Consider the following 22,534-nt stretch of genomic DNA (forward strand, 5'->3'; position numbering starts at 1 on the left):
AAAGACAGTTCGGATTCGATGCTGGCTCTCGGTTCAGTGACAGGCTCGCAGCTTCGACTCCACGAATTCTGCGTGGAATCGACGAATGGTTCCCCGGGATTCGAGCGTGTGCCAGCCGGCTGTCACTGTAACGATTCGTCAACACCCTCGGCCTCGAATGCGCCCGCCCGGAACAGATCTCCTCGACGCAATCTCCGCCACCTGCGCAGAAGTCCGACAACACCACGGTCGCCAGCTGTCCGACCTCGGCGTAGACCATGTCGACGAGTGGGTCTCAGATGGCAAAAATGCCTGGGGCGCAACAATCCTGGCCCAACTCCTCCTGATGTCCGTGGAGCGCGCCCGCCTACTCGGCTGCACCCCCGAAGACCTGATTCGCTTCATCCATCGAACCGCCTGACCCCGAATCTCTTTCATCCTCCATCAGCAGGTTCGGTATCGCATACCAGCGGCCACTCCTCTCCCGAGCGGAGGGCCGCCAGAACCTCCTCACCCCTGGTCCCCGCGGAAGCAACCCAAAGCACAACCCACCGCATCAGGATCAGAGCCGCCGGACTCGGTCATAGCGCTGGCAAGCCGCACCGCCCCATTCTGGGCAGGAAACTCCGCCGGATCCCCGCCAAGCGACTCCACAAGCCTGTCGTACACCAACAGCTCCGCGGTCAACGTCCCCGCATTACAGTGGAGTGACGAACGTCGCCCGACCTCATGCGGTGTTGGTGTTGATCTCCAGTGCCCCCTGGGAAATGATCGCAGTTCATGCTGGATGGGAATGCTTGTCCGGCAAGGGGTTCGGTCTTCACGGGGGTGAATCGATGCAATCGGCATATGACTCGAAGAATCCGGAGCCACGTCCCAGGCCGGTCGTGGTGGCAATCTGTCTGTTGCTGGTGCTCGCGAGCCTGACGACCTACGGTGCGATCCGGTTGGCGCTGAAGACGTTCTCGGAGTCGTCGCCTGTAAGTCTTTCCGCGGCAGCCGATCTGCTCGCGAAGGCTCCCGCATTGAGCATGCGCGTGGTGTATTCCGATGTCGACGGCCGCCAGGTCTCCGGCGACGTCGTGGTCACGAGCGAGCGCGACACGGCCGGAGTGATCACCGATCCGGTAGGGGGTCGGGCGGATCTGGTTGCGACCGCGGATCGATCTGCCGTGCAGGGTGATTCCGATTTCTGGGCTCGCCGGGCGCCGAAGAAGGCCGGGCAGCTGCGCAATCAATGGGTGCGGCCGAACCGGGGCTCCGAATTCCCGGTGGATATCCCGAGCACGCTCAATCCGACCTCGCTCGCCGATTTCGTGCGTTCGCTGTCCGATGCAGCCACGGTCGATGGTGATATCGAGGTGATCGACGGCAAACGGGTTCGCACCCTGGTGTCGGGTGGCTGGACGGCCGCGCTCTCCACGGAGGACGGTGCGCTGCTCTGGCTCTCCGGTCCGGTGCGTCCAGGCTGGGGTGTTCGGCCGGCGGGTGTCCAGATCGACCTCGGCACCGAAACCACCGTCGGGCCGAAACCTGCTGCGCCGCTGATTGATCCGGTCGACAATGACGCCGATCTCCCACATATCTCGATCGCGCCTGCTCCGACGGAGGCAGGTCCGACCAAGGACAGGGTGGACAAGGTGCTGCCGCCCGCCGCCGCACCCTCAACAGTGCCGCAAGCACCGAAAGCCATGCCGAACGAGAATGACCCGGCACCGTTCATCGATTTCAAAATCAGCGGCAATACCCCCGACTGCTGGACACCGACCTGCAGCTGGACCGTCACAGTCACCAATACCGGCAATACCGCGGGCGATGCCACGGTGATCGCCTCCGCGACGCCGGGAATGGCCACCCAGGAAATATCCCTCGGTGTCATCGCCGCCGGTGCCTCGGCTACGACACCGCCGATGACATTCGCGAACCCAACCCCCAAACCCGGACCGGGACAGACGAATACCATCCGCATCCAGTACGCGGCCTCGATCTTCTCCACCGCACGCGACGGTTCGGACGACGGTGCGTTCCGCGATGCCCGGCAACGAATCACCGCCCAGAACGGCGACCCGAAACGTTTGCTGGTCGCGGACTCGACCCTGATGCCGGATATCTGGCGCGCCTTTCTGCAGATGACCGATCACGCACCCGCCGATACCGTCGTCCTGGAATCGGCGATCGAAGCCGTGGACACCGCGGTAGGCAAGGAACTGCTCCCCGAGGTGAGCGCACTTGTGAAGTCCGGACGGTTGCAGAATCCGCAGGATCTACCGAAACAGATCTCCGATGCTGTGAAGGCGAATAACGACGGTCGACTTTACGAGATCCAGCGCGCTGCCCGCTTGGTACGTGAGAACCCCACCGCGAGAGTGATTCTCGACGGCTACTTGGAGATGGTCAATCCCGCCACCGGTCAGCAGGAGAAGTACGGCGCGGACATCCTGGATACCGCGAACAGGATCGGCTATCAGCTTAAGGTCGTCACCGGCCCCCGAGTGCCCGCGAACATCAACGACGCAATCGACCAACTCAACGGCGTGAAGGGCCGGAATGATCAGACCGGTGTCTGGCAGAACGCCCCACCCGGATACCAGAAGGTTGTCGAGATCCACGTAGATCCCCAATCGGCCCGGTTCAGCAACTCGGACAAGGCCTGGATCGAGAACACCCTGCGCTACGCACAGAACCTCCAACTCTGCGGTCCCGATGGTATCCCGCGCGTGGATCTCCTGATCATCGAGAACTCCCGTGATACTTTCCAGTGGCGGAAGGAGGAATTCGGTGCCGTCTTCGGAAGCCCCTGCCAATAACTGGAACAGCTGCGAAGACGAGGTATTCGTCTGGCATTTCGACCTCCCCGCCATTCACGACGTCCTCGTGCCATGGCAGCGGTCCATCCTCGAGGCAGGCGAGCGCACCGGCATCCTGCGCGTTCAGGAACTGACCCTGATGGACGGCTACTTCCGCCACGACCGCGACGGCTATATCCTCGACTTCCTCGTCGCCCACCCGAATCAGATCCCGAACATCGAGCCCGAAGACTCCCGCTCCCAAGGCATCTTCACGAAGTACCTGGATTCCTCTTTCGGAGCGCTCCCGGCAACCCGCCTCGAGTACTACGGCCGAGACGGTGGAATCATCGACACCTGGGTCTCGGATATGAGCGAAATAGGCTCCGCCGCAGGACTTCCAGAGTGGTTCCACCAACCGCCCGTCATGCTCGGCGGTATGGATTCCCTCCCCGGCGAGGACGCGCCCGTCAGTTTCGAGCTGGCGGTAACCGCGGACATCTTCTTCCCATGGAATCCCGCCATCCGTAGACCCGGTTTCAAGCCCCTCGACAACACCCACCTCGCCCACCTCAACGGCTCCCGCCTGAACGCCTTCCTCTCCGCCCTGCGTGCGGCCACATTGACCGCCGGTGGCGAATGGAAGCCCGTCCCGAACTACAGCCGCAACCGCCGCCAAGTCGACGAGAACGGCTTCATCCTCCTCGACGCCCCATCCTCATCCTGGCAGATCGGCTCGCAGGCACGTTGATGAGATCCGATGCTGATTTCGGTTCTGGATTGCTTGTCCCCCAGTATCTTTGGACTAGCGAGAGCTGAATCCCGCGTTGAGGGGTCCCGGGTGGCCAGACGAAGGAAACAATCGGATACAGCGAGCCTGGTGTTCGTCGCCGCCGTGCTGATCGCCATTCCAGCTGCAGCCGTGGGCAAGTTCGCGGGCGACCATATCGGGCTGCTGATCGGTCTCGCGGTAGTCGCGTGTGCGGCACTGGCCGGTGCTGCTTTCCTGGTCCGGCGTAGTCGAATCAGGACTCGAGAGATAGATCGAGTCCGCCTGATCGAGGCGTACCGCCTTGCCCAAATGACCCCCGCGGACTTCGAGCGGCTGCTCGCATCCCTCTGCGAACGCGACGGCTGCAGGGACGTCCGCGTAGTCGGAGGAGCCGGCGACCTGGGTGCGGATGTCACCGCCAAAACGCCCGATGGTCGCCGTATAGTGTTGCAGGCCAAGCGATACCAAATCGCCAATACCGTAGGCAGCCCCGACCTCCAGAAATTCGGCGGAACCTGTTTCTCGATACACAAGGCAGACGTCGCGGCCCTCGTCACGACGGCAGGCAGGTTCACCCCGCAGGCCCGCGGCTATGCGAAGCAGATGAATATCCGGTTGTTCGACAACAACGCGCTGTCGGCCTGGGTCTCCAAGACCGGCCCATCCCCTTGGGGTTGAACCAGGTTTCATCGCTTGCCTTGTTCGGCGACCTTGACCTAGGGCAGGAATGCCTTCGCCAGTTCCACCGCTGCGACTTGCGGTTCAGTGACAGGCTCGCAGCTTCGACTCCACGAATTCTGCATCGAATCGACTACTGGTTCCCCAAATCTCGTGGGCAGCATTGAGTTTGGTTACCAGGTTGGCTACCAGTGCTGATTCTTGATCGGCGGTGCGGGCACCTTCCATAAGCACTTTCGCGTATCGAACCGAGTCGACAATGACGGACTTGATCCGCTCATGGTTCAGATACGTTCGCAGATCAGCTTCCCACCGGCCGGTCGCAGCTTCAGGTTCGGCACTGATCCACTGGGAGAGGAAGGACGATCGTTCACCCTGCTGATAGCCCATCTTGTGCAGATGCGTCGCGACGTCGTACAACGGATCGCCGAACAGTGCCAGCTCCCAGTCCAGGAATACGACCTCGCAGCCGCTCTGGATGATCATGTTCTTCCGATGGATGTCCGCGTGAAGGAGACGGAAAGGCCGGGATTCGAGCGTGTGCCAGCCGGCTATCACTGTCGCGAGCGGATCCTCGGGCACTCCGAGGCTGCGATACAGCGGGCCGAATCGGTGCTCGTTCTCCCGGTAGACGCGCTGAGTGATGTCCGATAGGCGGCGGGCGAACTCAACCGGATCCTCGATCCGTGGGCTGGGCGTCTCCGGCAGTAACTCCGCCGGAATCGTGCGGAGGTCGGCGAAGAGCCGGGCGACATCCCGCGGTACACAGTCGGGGACCAGCTGCCCACGCGGCGCGATGTCATCGAGCAGTTCACCGCTGATGAAGTCCTGAATCTGATACGCGGGATGCACTGACTCCCAACGCAATCGAGGTGCTGCGGGTACGAACGGCTCGATGGCTCGCAGCACCTGCACTTCCGGCCAGATCCGCAGATCCATCATGTCAGCACCGGTTACGGGGATCCGGACGTTCACCGGGCCGGTGGCAGTTTCGATTCGCACGTTGTGGTTGTAATAGCCTGCGGCGGAATCGGTTCGGGTGAGGGCCTCGCGGTAGTAGGAATCGAGGTCGAGGCCGAGTATCCGCGCGCTCAGCCGTTGGGCGGCAAGGTCCAGATCGCTGTCCGGGACAGGGGGTTGGATGCGGCGGTGTGCCCGGACCGCCGCCAGTGAGACCGCCGGATCGGACCAGCCGAGTAAGGCCAGCACCGCTCGCGCGACGAGCACGAGGGCGGGGTAGACGTTGGCGGCCTCCAATTCCTCGACCGCCCAACGGGTTCCGGTGACGGCTTCGGTTCGTCGGCCGCGTCGTGCGTGTGCCCCGGCTCGGAACAGTTCGGCTCGGGCTCGGCCGGACCGATAGCCCGCGCGCTCGAGTGTTTCGCAGGCATCGGCGAAAGCGCGCTCGGCTGCGTCGAGGTCACCGAGTGTCAACTGGGCGATGATTCCTCGCCCACCGCGGTGTGACTTTCCACCTCGACGATCGAGCCTGCGAGGACGCCTTCGCCCGAGCATGGGTCAAAGCCCGCGATGTACTCGGCCGCATCGACGGGACGGATTATCAGTACTGGAAGGACGAACTGCACCGCGTAATCAAGGGGCGCGGTATCACGACGTTCAAGGACGAGAACGGTCGCCGCGGCTATCGCGGTATCAAACGTACTGGGCGCGAAGGTGTTCCGCTCTTCAACGCCCAGCGCGAAGCGGTATGGAACCTCCTGTTCGAGCCCTACCAGGCACGGCTCGAACACCGTGGCGTCGATGACTTCAACGATCTCATCCGCAAAGCGGTCGAAGAACTGCGGGCCAGCCCACTCGACGACTTCGAGGACTACGCGATGGTCGTCGTCGACGAAGTGCAGGACTGCACTCTGCTGGAACTCCAACTGGTGCACCAGATAGCGGGCGGTGGACCGAACGCCCAACTGCTATTGGTCGGCGATGGCCAGCAGCAGGTCTACGCCGGCGGCTGGACACTCTCCGATGCCGGCATCCCTATCGTCGGCCGCGGTCGAGTCCTGCGAACCAACTATCGCAACCGGGAGACGGTGCTGAACTATGCCCAGCGCATCGAAGCCGCCAATACCGTCGACGACCTCGACGGCGGACCCGGCTTCGTACTGCGCGACAGCGAAGCTGTGCTGAGCGGCGGCCGTGCCATAGAGAAATCCGTGCACCGTAATGCAATTGAGGCGGAGTTGATCGCCGCGATCACTGAATCAGGCTTCTCATACTCCGAGATCGCGGTGATCACCCACACCCCGAAGGAGGCTTTCAGCTATCGGAAGGCACTGGAGCGAGCAGGTTTTCCGGTCTTGCCGCTCGTGGACTACGACGGCACGCAGCCCGACGTGATCAAAGTCGGATCCGTGCGGCGCGGTAAGGGTATGGACTTCGGTGCGGTCTTCCACATCACGGAATCGACGGATATACCGCTGAGCGAACTGACCGGCGGAGAGCGGGATCGGGCGGAGATCCTGGCCCGCCAAACACTGGTCGCGCTGACCAGGGCCCGGGACTACATCTGGGTCGCCTACTTTCACGACTAAACGGCTGTGCCGCGGTTGGTCGACGGTGCCGGATTGTGTGCCTCGCTGGTGACCAGATCGGCGGTACTGACGCAGGCGGCGAGGATCTGGTCGGAGGTTTGCAGTGCCAGCCCGGCGGCTTCGTCGTAGGACTTGGCCCAGTCCTGGCCGATGCTGTCGCTTCCTGCTATGCCGGTATTGGCGTTCAGGACCCCGAGTAGCCCGATATGAACATCGGCCGCATCGTCGGCGATCGATGCGAAAACCTCAGCGGCGCTGTGGTATTCCTCGCTCCGGACCGCGATCACCGGTTCGGTCGCTCACAGCCACATCTCCGAATTGGTCCGGCCGACAACGCCGTACGCGTCTGGCGCGGTGGTCAGCCTCGCCCGCAGCTGGGCGAGCGCGGCCCGCATCTCCGCGATCGCTCGCATCCGCGCCTCGTGCGCTTCGCGATGCGCGATGGCGGCAGCACCCGTCCACGACACTTGCAGTTCGTCGATCTGCTTCTCGGCGGCCGTGACCGCGTCCTCGATAGTCGACTCCAATGTCGTGGTCGCATCGACCAACCGCCCCAAGCCGACCAAATCCACCCGATACCCGGCCATCTACACCACGTCCGGTAGATCGAGACTCGATCCCGCGCGCTCGGTCGCCGATACCCGCGACCGATCCACCGCGGTGACTTCGGCGGCGGTGCGACGCAGCAGACCGGCATCGGTGTGGAAGGAGCCGATAATCTGCCGCGCCCCGTCCTCCCGCTCCGCCCACGGATTCTCATGCGACCCCGCTGCGGTGCCAGTCCACTCGACTCCGACGAACGCCCGAACCGCCCGCATATGCGCATCAATCTGGTCGGTGAGCTCATCCGCGATTTGGTCCAGCCCACCCGCAGTGGCCTGCACCTCGACCGGATTGATTCCCATCCCCGCACTTACGCGCCGAACGATATCGGCAACTATTTAGTAATTGCCAATGGGATGGTGGGTCCCGCTTCAAAAGAGCCTGTTTAGAGCATGAGGCGCGGCGCCTGATCCTGGCGTCGCTGTCTGTCGAATCCGGCTGTGGTGATTCATCAGCAATCTGCCGCTTCGGTGACGATGGGCCTATAAGGCGGTGTCGTCTAAAGCCCCCCGCGACCGGTACGCCCGATTCTTCATGATCAGGTCGAAATCTAGCGTTTTCGATTTCTGCCGGCCCGCTGGCGGAAATCGTTGCCGCGCACCCGATGTCGGCGGAGACATGCGCCGCCATAGACACGCCCACAAGTCCGGGCGGAACATGAGAAGCTCGGTCCCTCGGCCCTTGTCGCGGTTCGGCCGAGTACGGAAATGGGGAGTTCGGTGGTTGTCGAGTCTGACCCTGCGTCGACAGGGAACGAGGATCAGTCCAATTCTGATGGCGTCGGGTTGATGAAGCTCTTCGATAAGTCGCTGATCTCGGCGGACAAGTTGGTCAGTAGCAGAGTCAAGAGGATTCGGGAGCGTCACCCCGAGGCCACGGATGCCCAGTTGGTCAAGAAATTGGAGACAACCTTCCTCTCCACCGTGGTCGCTTCGGGAGCTGCGACGGGCGGCGCTGCCGCAGTCCCCGGTGTCGGTACCGTCGCCGCCGTCGCGACCATGGGCGCCGACACCTCCTGGTTTCTGACGGCTTCGATAGCGCACGTGCTGTCGGTGCTGCGCGTACACGGAATCCACCTCACCGACCTCGAGCATCAGAAGGCCGTCGTCCTGACTGTCCTGGTAGGTGGCGGGGGATCGAACTTTATGGGCAAAGCCGCAGGACGTACGGGCGCCCACCTGGGAAAGCTGCTCACCAACTCGATCCCCGCCGCCACCCTCAAGTCCGTCAACAAAGTGCTGGGCGTCAACTTCGTCACCAAATTCGGGGCCAAACAAGGGGTTCTGGTGCTCGGGAAAGCGGCGCCGTTCGGAATCGGGATGGCGATCGGGGCCGGCGGCAACCTGGTGATGGCCAAAGGCGTCATCAAAGCCACCCGAATCGGTGTGGAGACAGCGCTGACCGACTTACGTCCTTTTGACGAGCGCATTATCCACATCCCGGACTGAACTATCCAAGCAGAGAGTGATCTGCTGAATCCTGTTGTCCACCAAGGGTCCGGTACTGTCTGAGGTCGATGAGTGGCGTGAGAATGAGGGTGGGATGAAGGCGTCGGAGACCACGCTGGCGGCATTGGTCCAAGGGGAGAAGCAATTTCAGATCCCGTTGTATCAGCGGACTTACTCGTGGACTGACAAGCAGTTGGCGCAACTCTGGAGCGATATTTGTGAGCAGGCGGACTTGCTCGCGGATGGAGATCAGGGGACGACGCATTTCTGTGGGTCGGTCGTGCTGGCTCCGTCGCCGCTGAATGATGCGAGCTTCGCGCGGTGGCTGGTGGTGGATGGCCAGCAGCGGCTGACGACGCTGAGTCTGGCGCTGGCGGCGATTCGGGATCATCTGGCCGCGACTGATCCACGGCAGCGTGAGCGGATCGACGAGCAGTATTTGATCAATAAGTTTCAGGACGGGGACAGCTTCTTCCGGCTGCTGCCGACGCAGGCCGACCGGGTCGCCTACGGCGAGCATGTTCGAAACACTCATGCCGGGAGCGGCAGCGACCGGGTCGGATCAGCGTATCGATTCTTTCGGCAGGCGCTGGTCGCGTTGGACGATCCGGCGGATCCGCGCGATGTGTCGCATATCGAGAAGGCGATCACTACGCGGCTGACCCTGGTTCAGGTAGTGGCCGAGCGGGATGACAACGTTCATCGAATCTTCGAGTCGCTCAACAACACCGGGTTGAAGCTGTCGCAGGCCGACCTGGTGCGCAATTACCTGTTCATGCGCCTGCCCAAGCGTGGCGAGCAGGTGTATCAGACCTACTGGTTGCCGTTGCAGCGCAGTCTGACCAATGAGCAGCTGGAACAGTTGATGTGGTTGCAGCTGGTGCTCGACGGCGGGGTGCGAGTTCGACGGCAGGACATGTACTCCGCCCAGCAGCGCCGATTCATGCGCGACGGCGAAAGCGAAGCGGACATCGAGGCGTATGTTCGCGAATTGCACCGCCGGGCACAGCATTTCCATCGGATTATCGATCCGGACCATGAGCCGAACCTCGAGGTGCGTCGTTACCTGCGCCGCATCGACCAGTGGCAGGCCGCCACCACGCACCCGACGCTGATGATGCTCCTGGACAAGCGGGAGACCGGCGCAGTCACCACGGCCGACTTGGTTCGGGGCTTGTCCTATATCGAGTCCTTCCTGATCCGCCGCATGATTTGCCAGCGGCCGACGCAAAATCTCAACCGGATCTTCCAGGAGTTGCCTGGCCAACTTCCGGACGGGATGTCCGTGATCGACGGTTTGCAACATGTGTTGTCCGCGCCGCGTCGGTACTGGGCCACCGATGCCGAACTGCGGGACGCCATTGCAACGAAACCTTTTTATTGGCAAGGAAAATGGGAGCAGCGGCGCCTGGTGCTGCAACGGCTCGAGGAAAGCTACGAACACCCCGAACCGGTGGATTTCGTCAATGCCAAGCTGACCATCGAACACGTGCTGCCCCAGCAACCCGGCCCGGAATGGCTGACGGCGCTGGCAGTCGGCATCGCCGACGGCGAAACACCGCAGGACGTGCATGAGCGGCTCGTGCACACCTTGGGCAATCTCACGCTGACGGCCGAGAATTCGAAGCTGTCGAATCACCCCTTCGAGCGGAAGCAGGATCTGCTCGCAGGAAGTCATCTGGAGATGAACCGGCGTATCGCCGCCACGAGCACCTGGGGCGTAGCCGAAATCGCCGCCCGCGCGGATGAACTGGCCGACCAGGCGATCAAGCTGTGGCCAGCTCCGATTACGGGCGTGGATCGCGTCGAGAAGACGCGCGACTGGAGTCTGCTCCGGCAGGCGCTGGCGGTGTTGCCGCCCGGAACCTGGACCTCCTATGGCGATTTGGCCGCGCTGGTCGGGTCGAGCGCTATTGCGGTCGGCCAGCAGATGACTCGTCCGTTCACGAATGCGCACCGTGTGCTCGACCACGCCGGTCGGGTCGCCGAAGGGTTCAACTGGGGGGATGGGCCGGATCGCGGCGATGTCCTGGAAGTGCTTCGCTCGGAAGGCGTTACGGTGAACGACCGCGGAATTGCCGCGGCCGGTCAACGCCTGTCCGTCCGCGATCTGGCCGATCTGCTCGGCATGACCGACGTCGATGGGACCGAAGGTTCGAAAGCCGCCACGACGAGCGAGGCCGACCGTCGGGATCGTTTCTTCGCTCAGCTCGCGGCCCAGAACCCGCCGCCGGTGGCGGAGGCGGTCGCGGGCGTATTGGCCTTCTGGGAAGCCAATGGCGGCTACCTCGAATACGGTACGGGCACCAGGTCCACCAGTTGCATCCTCATGCTCGACCGTGACTCCGACGACCCCATCTGGCCCGGCGCTTTCTATCCCGGAAATGGCGGACCGGGGAAACTGGAGATCGTCTTTCAGCACCTTGCCGTGCGAGACCCGTTCACCGACACCGAATTACGGAATCAGTTCCGCCTGCGCCTTAACGAGCTGTCCGGTGTGGACATTCCGGAGGGTAAACTCGCTCTGCGCCCGAGTTTCTCGCTCAAAGCGCTCAAAGATCCCATCGACCACAAGCGCCTTTGCGATGCGCTGCTCTGGTTCCGTGACCGTGCGCTCGGGCGCTTGTCCGACCAGGCTGGGATGGCAGGAGGCGAAGTTGGTGTCTGGAGCGGGAGTTCCGAGCTCGTATCCCAGGCTGTACGAGGGCTGTTGACAGCCTTGTCGCAACGGGGAGTCTCGCAACCCGAGATCGGTGTCGAACTGGGCGTGCACAACTGGCCGGTCGAAGCAGTCTGGCCTGATCACAAAGTGGTGCTGGTCGAAGGTGAGGACGTCGACCGAGACGAGGGATTGCAGGCTGACGGGTATCAGGTGTTCGGAGTCTCGGGCGCAGCGCTGGACCGGTTGGCGGCGATATTGATCGGGGATTGAGCGGAGCTTCAGTCGAGTATCCATTGCGACCCGGCGCCCAGCGGTGCGATCAGAGCAGCGTTGGTTCGTCGGGTGTGGCCACGTGTGAGCGCACCGCGGCGGGTACCGGCAGGATGCGTTCGTCCTCGAGCTCGGTCACCGAGATGCACGTGCCGGAGCAGATGCGATCGAGCAATTGTGCTTGGGCTGAATGTAATTCGATGCAGCGTCCCAGCACGTTCAAAAGCTCGAGTAGTTCGGTGGTGAACCTCGCAGGCCATTCCGCTGGATGAATGTCGTCCAGGGGCGACGTGCGTTTGCCGCTCGGGATCCGTTTGCGATAGTCGAACCAGTGCTTGACCACCTTCAGCCCGGACACCTCGTATTCCCAGACCTCTTGCGGCACTGGCGTGATACGACCGGACCCGATGTGCAGCGTTTCGGTGTCTGCGGAATATCCGACAGACTCGGGCATATCCTCGGCCGTGTCCGGAATTGTCTCGACGACGCGTGGCTTCCGTTCGCCGCTGAGCCTCGGTGCACCGTGTGGGCGGCTCTGGACGGGATCGACGAGGCGGTGTCCAAAAGTATGGAGCCACAACACTTCACGCCCAAGACGTACGGCATCGGTCCAGCACTGGTGGTCGGCGGTGAGCGGTATGCGCACGCCAGGGGTTCGCAAATTCTCCGCGAATCGTTCCGTGTATCCCCGGTGTGACGCGACCGCCGCAATGTAGGCGAGGAGATCCTCAGCGGAGACCGAGGCTTTGATCCGACTGCTCATCTGAATGAGAAGGCCGGGAGCGATGTTCGGTATCAGCCCGGCAGCATCCCTGTACATCGGTAGTACGCGTCCACCGCGACCGTTGAAGTGGTGGACGCTCGGGACCAGTTCGGTGAATACCAGTGCCGGACCGGTGGTGATGGGGTGGGCATGCTGCTCGGTCACATAGATCTGGTTCTGCCCGCGCACCTCCCAGAGCGGACGCCGTACAAAGTCGATGACTCGGGCATCGTAGATCAGGTGTTGGCGGTCGAAGCTGCGCAGAGCAAGCGGTTCGATTGCTGGTTGACCGACGTTCTCCTCGCTGATCGGCGTTGGTGTCGGTGCTGTTCCGTGCAGGGGCAAGGGCGTTGTGGTTAGGGAGCGGTCCCTGGTCACCTTCATCAGGTCGGGCTTCTCGTCGGTGGAACTTCGTATCAGCCGTGCCCACCGCCGGTTCAGTGTCGCTGTGTCCGGTGCTTGTACCCAGTTGCGGTTCGGTGTCACGCCGGTCTGCGACCACGGCAACAGATCACCGAGCAGGGGATACCGGTCCCAGTTTCCGCTGCTGACCGGAGCGAAGGGAGCATGCCAGCCATCCTGTGTCGCGGACCATTGCGGCCCTTCGGGTTCCAGGTCGGACAGTGCGGAGAACTTGTCGGCGCGGCCCCCCTCAACTGCCGTGTACTGAACCAGTGCCGGCTTATCGTTGTTCCCGGTGCCATAACGCGCGAAGACGCTGATACACAGCCGATGCTTGACCCCAGGGAACACTCGGGTGCCGACCGGCGGCTGATGCTCTTCCGGAGAGACATCGATGATCCAGCCTTCATCGGCGGTCCGCCGCAGGTATTCGCGCATCCCCGAGTAGCCGCGCCCCGTCGTGAAGGAGGACGGCGTAATGAATGCGACGATCCCACCAGGGGCATCGGGGTGCGCGTCGAATACCTTCCATGTCGCCCAACGCCAGAAGAACACATAGAGATTCGACAGTACGTACTCGTACCGTCCCAGCCCTTTCGCCCGGAAGGCATCCAGCGGGGCTTTCTCGCCGCGGGCCCCGCCGCCGGATTCGATCCATGCGCCGAGACCGCGAGCATGCTCGCGGTACGGCGGATTTCCAATGACCACGAACACCCGCGAATCGCGTTTCACCTTGTTCGCTCTGGAACGGGATCGGGCGATCGGCTCGAGGATCGACGGAATGTAGCTCTGCTCGATGTACGGGTCGTCCAGGGTGTCAGCGACGTAGAACCGGACTTGCCGCTCCGGTATCTCGGCCTTGTGCTGCGACTTGAGGGCTTGGTGGATGCGCAGTTCGGCCACCGCGAAGGGGCCGGTCTGTCGTTCGAATCCGATGAGCCGGCTGAACAGCGCTCGCAATTGGGGCGGCACGGCTCCGGTTCCCTGCTCCTCGGCTACCGTGCGCGCCACGCGGTCGATGATGTTGAGCAGGAACGTGCCGGTGCCCATCGCGGGATCGACAATCTCCACATCATCGGTTGCCAATCCCCAGTCTTTGCCCAGCCGCTGGCGTAGCAGTTGATCGACGAAGCGCACTATGAAGGACACCACTTCGTTGGGCGTGTAATAGGACCCACTCTTCTGTCGCAGGGCGGGATCGTATTTCTCCAGGAACCGTTCGTAGAAGAGCAGATACGTGTCGGTATTGCCGTTGCTGAGGGCGTCCCAGTCGACGGTGCCCACCACACGCTGCAGAGTCTTCACCACGACGCTGCGGTCCTCTACCCCGTGTGCGGTCAGCACAGCGAGAGATCTGCCCATCAGCGAGTGTTTCTTGCCGAGCAGTTCAGCGATCTCCGCCAACGAACGATTGTCGAAGGAAATGCCGTCCACGCGAGCCAGTAGCAGAGCGAAAGTGACTGTCTGCGCATAGGAGTCGGCGAATTCGGCATCGGAGAGCCCCGGGAACATGAACTGCCGCCAGTCCTCGGCCAGTCCGGTGAAGATGGGCTTTTCCTCGACACCGGTCTGCTCGCGCACGATGGTGTCGGCAACCTCAGCACGCAGTAACTGGCACAGGTTGGCCAGAGCGCGTACCAGTTGGGGCACCGCGCGCGGCGGATCGGGCTTCCACAGCAGGAAATCGGTGAGTACCCTGGCGAATTCGCCGTCGTCGGCACGCAAACCGGAATCCGCGTGCCGGAGGTCACCATTGAGATGAGCGACCTCCCCGATGCGCTCGCCGTATCGGAACACAGCCCAGTGCGATCCGTCGGTGTACAGCACATTGGGCAGCAACGAGAGTTTGTCCCATTGATCCCGCTCGTGCTGGTTTGGTTTCCATAGCGTCGGGACCTTTCGGCCGGGCGCCTTCAACTCGGCGTATCCCGCGCGAGCACCTGCCACGTCCACCATGAAGTCCGGGCGGACACCCAGTGGTTTGAGGGACGCTTCTGCCACCGTCAATACCGATACGCCGAGCGCGGCGCCGACCTCCGTGATCAGATCGCAGAATGGTCCACTGAGCTGGTGTTCGGCGCCACCAGAACCGGTCCTGAGTCGAGGACCCACCGCTCCTCCGAACCTGGAAATCGCCGCCGCGAGCGAATCCGAAAAGCTTTCCAGGCCAACATACTTAGACTTGCGCCCCACCAGTATCCCCGCTGCACTTGATATTTCGCTGTATTCAAGATGCTCACATACGAAATCTGTTTGTGCAGTGCACTTCTCGGTTCTCGGTGCTTGCTGGCCATGTGCTACTGAGCCGTCTCAGTCCACGATGACTCCGTGCCACGCGAAGTCGCGCGCTCGGCTCAGAGCGACCATGGTCTGGCGGTCGGCCAGTTCGGCCCTGTCTCTTTCGCCCGCGGTGAGCTGCTCTCGCGGCTTGGCCGACTGCACGCTGAGGTGGAATACAGACCGGAAGTCCATGCCTTTGGCACGGAAGACGGTGCCGACCTTCACCAGCTCATGTGCTGTGCCGTCATGCTTTTCGAGAGACAGGGTGGGGATCCCCGCGCTCTCCAACACCTCTTGATAGTCCTTGGCTTCCTTTTTCGTCAGGGCGATCACCGCCAGGTCGGCATGGGGACGCTGGGACTCGGCTACCGCCTGAACGAGTGCGTCGTTGACCTCGGCGCGGCGCAAGTGCCGGGTAACTACCCGGCCGCCCGGCAGCATGACTTCGGTGTCGCGCAGCACGAAACCCGGTTCGCCGTCGAGATCGCCAACACTGTTGGTGGCATCGATACGCCCGGCATACTGATGGATCGCCTCCCGATTGCGATAGTTGACGCGCAGGACAGCACCGCGACCGATGATGGGAATGCCTGCATCGGCCAAACGCCAGCCACCCGGATAGACCTGCTGTTGGCCGTCGCCGACGAGCAACAGTTGAGAATCCGTTCTACCGCCGGCGATCTGATGTACGAGACGTAATTCCATCAGCGTGAAGTCCTGGACCTCATCAACGACGACCAGGCCGTAGGGGTCTTCCGCCGGTGTTGATCGCAGCGTGGTGATCGCCTTGCGAATGACGTCGTTGAAGTCGTCGACGTGGCGGTCGCGCAGCCGTTCCTGATAGGGCTCGTAGAGCAAAGTCCACACGGCGGCACGCCGGTCATCGTCGAGCCGGATGCGGTTGCGGCCGCTGCGTTCGATCTTTTGATATTCGGCGAGAGTGGTGATCCCGCGGCCCTTGATAACACGATTGAGTTCGTCCCGCCAGTAGCGCAGGTCGCTTTCGATGGGTGCGAGCTGGGTTCGTGCCTTGGTCCAGGCGAGGTTGAACGCGGTGTCCACACTCGTGTCGTCGAGATTGAACCGCACCTGGCGATCATTGAGGAATCGCGTTGTCCAGGCATGCAATCCGACGAACTCCGCACGGTCGCCCACTCGTGGCGCGAGCCGCTGGAAGCTGGTGCTGTGATAGCCGGGGAGGGTCCGCACGAAGCTGGTGAAGAGCATCCGCCCCGGATTCCGCTTGGCGAATCGCGCCATACGGTGCAGTGCTACAACGCTTTTGCCGGTGCCAGCCGGACCACTGAAGCGTGCCGGTCCGTTGAACGTGCGGTTCACCAGCCCGATTTGTTCCGGGTCGAGGAAGGTTGTCCATTCCTCGAATGGGCGGGCGAGCGCGGCGTCGCGCTCGCCTTCCTGGAGTTGGGCTGGATCGAAAAGATCTTCAGTGGTGGCGACTTTCGCAACCGGAGCATCGCTGGTGGAGATCAGCTCGAACCGTTGAGCGCGGGCGGCAACTGTCGACGCCAGTTGCTGTGCGCGGCCGCGTGACATGGCGACTTCGGTCTCGAGAAGCGTTCGGCGGATGCTCGATTCATCGACCGATCGAATCCCCACGCTCGTATCGACCACCGTGGCTGTCGGCATGAGCAGCATGAGTTCCAACATGTGCGGGGCATACTGACTGCGCCCCTGGACAAGTCCAGCGAAGGTATCCTCCGCATGTGTGCGGATACGTTGTAATCGCTCTGCGGCTGGCGTGATCTCGGTCAGAACCAGGGCGTAAACGCCGGTGGGGCCGATCGCGAAGGCTCCCGCCCGGTCCGTGGACGGTCTGCGGTCAATCACCACATGCCATCCCGGCTCCATGAGTGGGACCGAAAGGAACCTGCGCCATTCGGCGGTGAGGTTCGGAATCTCAGCGAGCTTGCGCTCCACCCAGCGCACCCGACGTTCACGATTTAGATCTGGCACCCTGCCCCCTGACAAGATCGAATCTGCCGCTGGTGTAACCATATCGCGCGGCAGATCGACTGGCAGGTGAATTACGTTATGCGGCAGAGTGTTTGACGGGGCGAATCTTCTCTTCGCTGCTGATAGGAGGTACCTGTTGCCGGTGCGGGACATCACAGTGTCGGGCGCGCGGTCCTCATCTCCGAGGGCATTCGTGCCTTGCCGGATTGTCCTGTCCGGGAACCGATTCGAGTTGCACGGCACCGGCGGTGATGAGGGTGATGCGGGGCGGACGCCCGTGTTCAACGAGGGGTGTGGCGATCGGGAAATTGGAAGATGGTCGCGGGTTTCGGGCCGAAGTCGTCGTTCAATTGTTCGCTTGCGGCGCGGGCCCGCTCACACGGTGGGTTGCAGTCGCGATGGTGGCCGCTGGCTTCGATCGCCTCCGTTTGCGTCATACGACTTTCGGACTCCGCAACGGTGTGTGCTTCGAGCATCTTCAGGCGTGGACCGTATCGCTCCGCCGTCTCCGTACTTACCGATCCCGAGTTGACTATTCGTTTCGCCCAATGCCATTCGTTGCGCTCGGCGATCTCGAGTAGTTGCCGCAATCGGCCGCAGCTTCTGACGTTGTGTCCTGGTCCGGCAATGCAGTGGCGATGTGGGTAAAGCAGCGCGCTGACGCCGTGTGGGTAACGCAGGTCGACTCGATAATCTGACACAGGGTGGTGATCGAGTCGGGAATACACGCCGGTCATCGCCGCCACCGTCCTGCCGCGCCCTCGACGCGGTGCCGTCCGTGCGCAGGCCTGGCCATCATGGGATAGGTGCTGCCGGTGGACAATTCGAGACGGAACGCGGTTGCTCGGGCTTGGTGGCCGTTATTTTCGCGGAGGTCCGCCACCAGTGCGCTGAGGATGGTGATCAGGCCGCCGATGAACAGGATGAGCAAAACCCAAGATTCCCAAAGCATTTGAATGTCCCCTTTGTCGGTATTCGCTCTGGTTGCCGAGTGGCGGCGGCTTGGCCGAGGTCGTCGCCGGGTATGGGTCAAGTAGACACCGAATTGCTTCAATGGACCTCGCGAATTGGCCCGGTCGTGAAACTATGGTGGAGGGCCATATTGGTCCGGTCCAAATAGTGCCAACCCGGATAGCGAGGCTAATGAAATGAGCACCGTTTCCCGCAGAGCATTTGGAAAATTTCTTCGCGAAATCCGCGAAGGGGCGAAAGTCAGTGGGCTGTCAGCCGGACTGCATATCGAGACGTCCAAGCAGACCTTGCTGCGTCTGGAGGACGGCATCTCTACCAAGATCGCTACGGCGCAGATAGGTCAACTACTCGACCTGTACAAAGTGGCACCGGAGGTCCGGACCGAGGCATTGCGGCTCTGGGGTGAGGTGAGGGAACAGGCGAAACAGGATAAGCTGCAAGGCAATTCGAAGGGTTTTTGGCAGCCGTACGCGGATCAGTTCGCTTCGCACTTCCCGCACTACCTGCGTTTGGAGGCGGCGGCCAATTGCCTCATCGCACACCAGCTCGTCCTGGTGCCCGGGTTGTTGCAGACGGCCGACTACCGTCGGGCGCTCGCTCGTCTCGAAGTCCCTGGGTTATCGGCCGTAAATGTCGAACGCCGGATCGAGCTGGCCGAACAGCGACAAGTCAGATTGACCGATAGCGGGTTCAGGACTGACGTTCTCCTGTCCGAGGCCGTGCTGCGCCACCGGCCATGCACGCCCGCCGTCATGGCGGTCCAGATGCGCTGGCTGGCGGAGGTTGGCAACCGCGACAACGTCAGCGTTCGGGTGGTTCCATTCGCTACCGGCCCGCACCAGGGGTTGGCGATTCAGTCGTTTCACATGCTTGAATTTCCGCGCCTGGACAGTGGTTTGGACGAACCGACGGTTGTCTACCTCGAAGGTGCGATTGGTGCGCTCTATCACGAGCAAGCCGACGTCGTGGCCCGATATCAGCAAGCGATCTCGGCGCTGCGAGCGGTAGCGTTGTCTGAAGACGGCACCCGAGACCTGGTGTTGCGAGTTGCGAAGGAGTATGAGGCGTGAACAGTCAACCGCCCGTTCGGCAGTGGTACAAGTCCAGTCGATCTTCGAATGCCGCCGACTGTGTTGAGGTGTACCAGGATGGCGATCGGGTCGGGGTGCGCGACTCGAAGAACCTGGGTGGTCCGGAGCTGTGGTTCTCCAGCGAAACGTGGGATGCGTTCTTGGAGAGCGGAATTTGGAAGTCTTGATCCCAAATAGACAAGTGCCCCCGACCGGAAATCCGTTCGGGGCACTCGCCTATTCAGGGCTATTTCGACTGTGACGGTAGGTCATCAGCCGAGCAGCTCCGATTTCTTGCCGTTCCAGGTGACCACGAGCTCATCGCGTGCCCGGCTCGCCGCCACGTAGAGCAGCGAGCGCTCACGCAGCATGGCCTCCTCCCTCTCCTCCTCGAGGACGGCCCGCATGCCACCGGCGGCAGACATATGGGTTTCACCGACCCCGGCGAGGATGACGCGGGAGAACTCCATGCCCTTTGACCGGTGCATGGTGAGCACCTGCACCACGCCGGGTGCGGCTGGATTGCCTTCGAGCGCTTGAGCTTTGATGTCACGCTGGACCAAAGCTGTGACGAACTCATCGCGATCCTGCTGTCCGCGGGTGAGTACGGCAACGGTGCCCGGATCGACTCCCTCATTGAGCCATTGCCAGACCAGGTCGGTGATCCTGTCGAATTGTTCTGTGGCCGTATAGCATTCGATCTGCTGAGGATTCGGCCCCAGCCGTGCGGACCGGTAGCCATTGGTGGATTCCTCGCCTTGCTCGAGGTCGTGGTAGTCACCACCGGTCAGGATGTTCACCGCGAAGTGCAGATTCTGTGCCGTGGTTCGATAATTGAGCGTCAGTCGCCGAGCGCGGCCGACAATCTTGATTCCGAAGCGGGACAACACCACTGGTTGCCCGTAAATCCGCTGATGCGAGTCCTCAGCGATGAACAGGTCGTTGGGTCCATCAGCCGCCAGGGCACGCAGGAGCGCCCAGTGGGTTGCATGCAGATCCTGAGCCTCGTCTACCAGGACGTGGTCGGCGAGGAACGGCTGGCCGGCGGTTACCCGGTGTTGCAGATACTCGGCGGCGACGGCTAGCACCTCGGGGAAGCTCAGGCTCCCATCGTCGCGACTCTTCTGGCGGAATGCTTCGACCAGCATCCACACCGAGAGCCGCTGCGCCCGGTTCAGCCGGACACCGCGCCCGGCCCGCGCCACCTTCGCATACTGGTCAACGGTCGTCACTCGATTCGCGAGAACGACTGAGACGTATTCCCTTTCAAGGAATCCCGGGTTGGCGAGACGAGGTTCGAGGCCGCTCCGCACGGACTTGGCCACAGCACGCCAGACATGATCCGTCCGGGTTCGCTTCGGGGAGACACCACGGCGTGCGGGGCCGAACAATACTTCGAGCGCCGCGGTGAGGTCGGTCGCCATGTGGAGAACCGCACCGGCGAGCTTGTCGATCCCCGCCACATACACGCCCGGATCGCCAGGGCGTTGCGCGATCCGCAACTCCGGATCGAGGACGCGCAGATCCGCTTCGAGACCCATGGCGAGGGTTTTGTTGTACGTGGTCAAGATGATTCGCGCATTCGGGTCACGTTTGGCGAGCATTCGTGCGCGATGAATCGCCACCACGGTCTTGCCGGTACCCGCTCCGCCGGAGAGCCGAAACGGACCACTGAAGTCTCGTGCGACGTAAGCCCGCTGCTGGGGGTGCAGGAAGGTCCGCCAGGCCGCGAAGTCTCCGCCTTCCAGGACACGGCGCAGTTCGTCGTTGCTGTCGATGAGGGTGAACTGCATCTGCGAGGCCGGGTTGTCGAGTGCGTCGATGATCTGATCGTTCTCGCCGAGAGTGCGATCGATCCGCGACGAGGTGAACCCGAGCTTCTCCCGAATGTCGTCGATGCTTGTGCCACAGGCGAGTTCGAGCAGGGCGTTGCCCTGCCATCCGCCGACCTCGGCCGCCAGTTCGTTGATCGCGTAATCGTCGGCCGCCGCGAGTGCGCGTTCGGCGACATCCTCGGGAAGGCCGAGGCATTCGACCAGATCGGCCAGGGTGAATCCGACCTTGGTGAGATAGGGGAGGGCGCCGGTGATGATCCTGCTCAGCTGCCCGGTGCGATCGGGCACCACAGAACGCCGCTGACGCTCGGCCTTGCCATTTGTTCCTCCGAGAATGGCTTCCAGCACATTGTTCACCGGGTTGACGCGGAGCACCGATTTCGCCGCCATGGCGATGGCGTCGTCGTGCGGCCAGGTTCCGAGATAGAGGTAGTAGGTGTCCCCGGCCGAGCTGTCCACGCGGAACAGCACGGCCCGGAACTTGAGGTCGACCCGCCCGGTCCGCACGCGGGAGTCCGCCGAGTTCCTGATCGGCTCGATGTGCAATCCGGGTGTGGCGTCGTTGATTTGGATCTTCTGCAGGAAGTCGAGGACTTTGCCCTTGAGAGACCCGTCCAGCTTCGGCATCGACTTCGGATGGGTTCCCATCACCACATATGCCATGTCTGACCCCCGTCGATCATCGTGTTCCAGATCCATAGCTTGCCGTAGTTGTTCGCTCTCCGATCGAGGAGGTCAGCGTTACGGATTCAGAATGGTCGGGCCCTGGAACCTATTTCGTGAAGTTGCTGTCGTCAATACCGGTAGAACTATGCTCTTCCAATAGAGGCCGGAATCCTTCACTGACCTCCGGCCAACCCAGGACCGCCGCCATCTTCGAGGTCAACTCGGCCAAGACTTGAATTTGATCGGTCTCGCCGCTTACCCGATCAACCAGGCCCACAACGGTCTTCGCGAACTTGGTGACCGAATCGTCGTGGCGGTCCGCATGGTTGATCAACGGCCTGACGGATTTGTCGAAACTTTCCCAGTCGATAGTCGAATCTCCGTTCTCCAGACTTCGCATCAGCCACCACAGTTGCGCCTGTCGCGGATCGCCGAGTGTCACATCACCGAAGGACTCGAGGCGCTGACGTGTGGCGTCCTGTTCGAGGTGTATCACGCGTCGAGCGTCGTTGTAGCGTTCGGCCTTCGCGATGGAATCCGGGGGCAGCCGGAGTCGCAGCCTTGCCTTGTACTCGACCCCCGATTCCGCATCCTCTGTTCGCCATTCGGTCAGAGCACGAGCTATCTGCTGTTCGGCTTCGAACATCATGTCCGGGTCCACCGCCCGGCTGATCTTGCTCGTACGGCCGTAGCACGCCGCGAGCGCGGTCGCACGAGCTGCTGTAACAGACAGCCGCACAGCCTGATCCGGCGCTCGGCGGAACCAGACACGCCCACGAACCGCGAAGCTGATCCCGGGTATCGCGGTGGGAAGTGGTGCGGCAA

At 62.3% G+C, this 22,534-nt stretch carries 18 protein-coding genes and 1 pseudogene; 9 read left to right on the forward strand and 10 right to left on the reverse strand.

Annotated elements, in window-relative coordinates; genetic code table 11:
• The first annotated feature begins 815 nt into the window (after nt 1-815).
• The 3 genes from GFY24_RS36275 (at nt 816) to GFY24_RS43510 (ending at nt 4,215) form a co-directional block, all read left to right on the forward strand.
• Nucleotides 816-2,786, forward strand: coding sequence for a hypothetical protein (locus GFY24_RS36275; RefSeq protein ID WP_153809639.1), 1,971 nt, complete (start codon nt 816-818; stop codon nt 2,784-2,786).
• Nucleotides 2,758-3,516, forward strand: a complete 759-nt coding sequence (locus tag GFY24_RS36280) for a hypothetical protein (protein WP_153809640.1) — start codon at nt 2,758-2,760, stop codon at nt 3,514-3,516. Before GFY24_RS36275 ends, GFY24_RS36280 begins: the two co-directional genes overlap by 29 nt.
• A 129-nt stretch (nt 3,517-3,645) precedes the next feature.
• Nucleotides 3,646-4,215, forward strand: a complete 570-nt coding sequence (locus GFY24_RS43510) for a restriction endonuclease (RefSeq protein ID WP_309231760.1) — start codon at nt 3,646-3,648, stop codon at nt 4,213-4,215.
• A gap of 84 nt (nt 4,216-4,299) precedes the next feature.
• Here GFY24_RS43510 and GFY24_RS36290 read toward each other — a convergent pair whose 3' ends face one another.
• Nucleotides 4,300-5,649 carry an aminoglycoside phosphotransferase family protein gene (locus tag GFY24_RS36290; protein WP_194853154.1) on the reverse strand — a complete coding sequence of 450 codons (1,350 nt, stop codon included), beginning with the start codon at nt 5,647-5,649 and terminating at the stop codon, nt 4,300-4,302.
• Nucleotides 5,650-5,678: 29 nt separating this feature from the next.
• Between GFY24_RS36290 and GFY24_RS36295 the strand changes: the two genes are divergently transcribed.
• Nucleotides 5,679-6,764 (forward strand): UvrD-helicase domain-containing protein, encoded by a 1,086-nt coding sequence (locus GFY24_RS36295; RefSeq protein WP_309231761.1) that lies wholly within the window; start codon nt 5,679-5,681, stop codon nt 6,762-6,764.
• Here the strand turns inward: GFY24_RS36295 and GFY24_RS36300 are convergent.
• The 3 genes from GFY24_RS36300 to GFY24_RS36310 are packed head-to-tail and all read right to left on the reverse strand — an operon-like array spanning nt 6,761 to nt 7,669.
• Nucleotides 6,761-7,051 (reverse strand): hypothetical protein, encoded by a 291-nt coding sequence (locus tag GFY24_RS36300; protein ID WP_153809643.1) that lies wholly within the window; start codon nt 7,049-7,051, stop codon nt 6,761-6,763. The two genes, GFY24_RS36295 and GFY24_RS36300, sit on opposite strands and share 4 nt — an antisense overlap.
• Nucleotides 7,052-7,063: 12 nt before the next feature.
• Nucleotides 7,064-7,351 (reverse strand): WXG100 family type VII secretion target, encoded by a 288-nt coding sequence (locus tag GFY24_RS36305; protein ID WP_153809644.1) that lies wholly within the window; start codon nt 7,349-7,351, stop codon nt 7,064-7,066.
• Nucleotides 7,352-7,669: a WXG100 family type VII secretion target gene (locus tag GFY24_RS36310; protein WP_153809645.1), complete on the reverse strand. Its 318-nt coding sequence runs from the start codon at nt 7,667-7,669 to the stop codon at nt 7,352-7,354.
• A gap of 417 nt (nt 7,670-8,086) precedes the next feature.
• Between GFY24_RS36310 and GFY24_RS36315 the strand changes: the two genes are divergently transcribed.
• From GFY24_RS36315 to GFY24_RS42620, 3 genes and pseudogenes are all read left to right on the forward strand, one after another.
• A complete protein-coding gene (locus GFY24_RS36315) occupies nt 8,087-8,815 on the forward strand; it encodes a hypothetical protein (RefSeq protein ID WP_309231762.1) in 729 nt (242 codons plus the stop codon).
• A 94-nt stretch (nt 8,816-8,909) separates the two neighbouring features.
• Nucleotides 8,910-9,530, forward strand: a pseudogene (locus GFY24_RS43930) (DUF262 domain-containing protein); the annotation flags it as partial.
• 339 nt (nt 9,531-9,869) lie between these two features.
• Nucleotides 9,870-11,747, forward strand: coding sequence for a DUF1524 domain-containing protein (locus GFY24_RS42620; protein ID WP_309231763.1), 1,878 nt, complete (start codon nt 9,870-9,872; stop codon nt 11,745-11,747).
• A 49-nt stretch (nt 11,748-11,796) separates the two neighbouring features.
• On the opposite strand, the gene GFY24_RS36325 is transcribed toward GFY24_RS42620, so the two are convergent.
• From GFY24_RS36325 to GFY24_RS36340, 4 genes are all read right to left on the reverse strand, one after another.
• Nucleotides 11,797-14,913 carry a type ISP restriction/modification enzyme gene (locus GFY24_RS36325; RefSeq protein WP_153809647.1) on the reverse strand — a complete coding sequence of 1,039 codons (3,117 nt, stop codon included), beginning with the start codon at nt 14,911-14,913 and terminating at the stop codon, nt 11,797-11,799.
• 309 nt (nt 14,914-15,222) lie between these two features.
• Complete coding sequence (locus GFY24_RS36330) at nt 15,223-17,130, reverse strand: UvrD-helicase domain-containing protein (RefSeq protein ID WP_309231764.1); 1,908 nt, start codon at nt 17,128-17,130, stop codon at nt 15,223-15,225.
• Nucleotides 17,131-17,447: 317 nt separating this feature from the next.
• Nucleotides 17,448-17,903, reverse strand: a complete 456-nt coding sequence (locus tag GFY24_RS36335; protein ID WP_153809648.1) for a hypothetical protein — start codon at nt 17,901-17,903, stop codon at nt 17,448-17,450.
• On the reverse strand, nt 17,900-18,118 hold the full coding sequence (locus GFY24_RS36340; RefSeq protein ID WP_153809649.1) for a hypothetical protein: 219 nt from the start codon (nt 18,116-18,118) through the stop codon (nt 17,900-17,902). Before GFY24_RS36340 ends, GFY24_RS36335 begins: the two co-directional genes overlap by 4 nt.
• A gap of 196 nt (nt 18,119-18,314) precedes the next feature.
• Between GFY24_RS36340 and GFY24_RS36345 the strand changes: the two genes are divergently transcribed.
• A complete protein-coding gene (locus GFY24_RS36345; RefSeq protein ID WP_153809650.1) occupies nt 18,315-19,208 on the forward strand; it encodes a DUF5753 domain-containing protein in 894 nt (297 codons plus the stop codon).
• The gene (locus GFY24_RS36350; RefSeq protein WP_309231765.1) at nt 19,205-19,396 is read left to right on the forward strand and encodes a DUF397 domain-containing protein; all 192 of its coding nucleotides are present in this window, start codon (nt 19,205-19,207) and stop codon (nt 19,394-19,396) included. Before GFY24_RS36345 ends, GFY24_RS36350 begins: the two co-directional genes overlap by 4 nt.
• 84 nt (nt 19,397-19,480) lie before the next feature.
• On the opposite strand, the gene GFY24_RS36355 is transcribed toward GFY24_RS36350, so the two are convergent.
• Together GFY24_RS36355 and GFY24_RS36360 are read right to left on the reverse strand one after the other, a co-directional pair.
• Nucleotides 19,481-21,706, reverse strand: coding sequence for a 3'-5' exonuclease (locus GFY24_RS36355; RefSeq protein WP_153809651.1), 2,226 nt, complete (start codon nt 21,704-21,706; stop codon nt 19,481-19,483).
• 109 nt (nt 21,707-21,815) lie between these two features.
• Nucleotides 21,816-22,448: a hypothetical protein gene (locus GFY24_RS36360; protein WP_153809652.1), complete on the reverse strand. Its 633-nt coding sequence runs from the start codon at nt 22,446-22,448 to the stop codon at nt 21,816-21,818.
• Nucleotides 22,449-22,534 lie beyond the last annotated feature (86 nt).

The sequence above is a fragment of the Nocardia sp. SYP-A9097 genome, from assembly GCF_009649815.1.
GTDB lineage: Bacteria > Actinomycetota > Actinomycetes > Mycobacteriales > Mycobacteriaceae > Nocardia.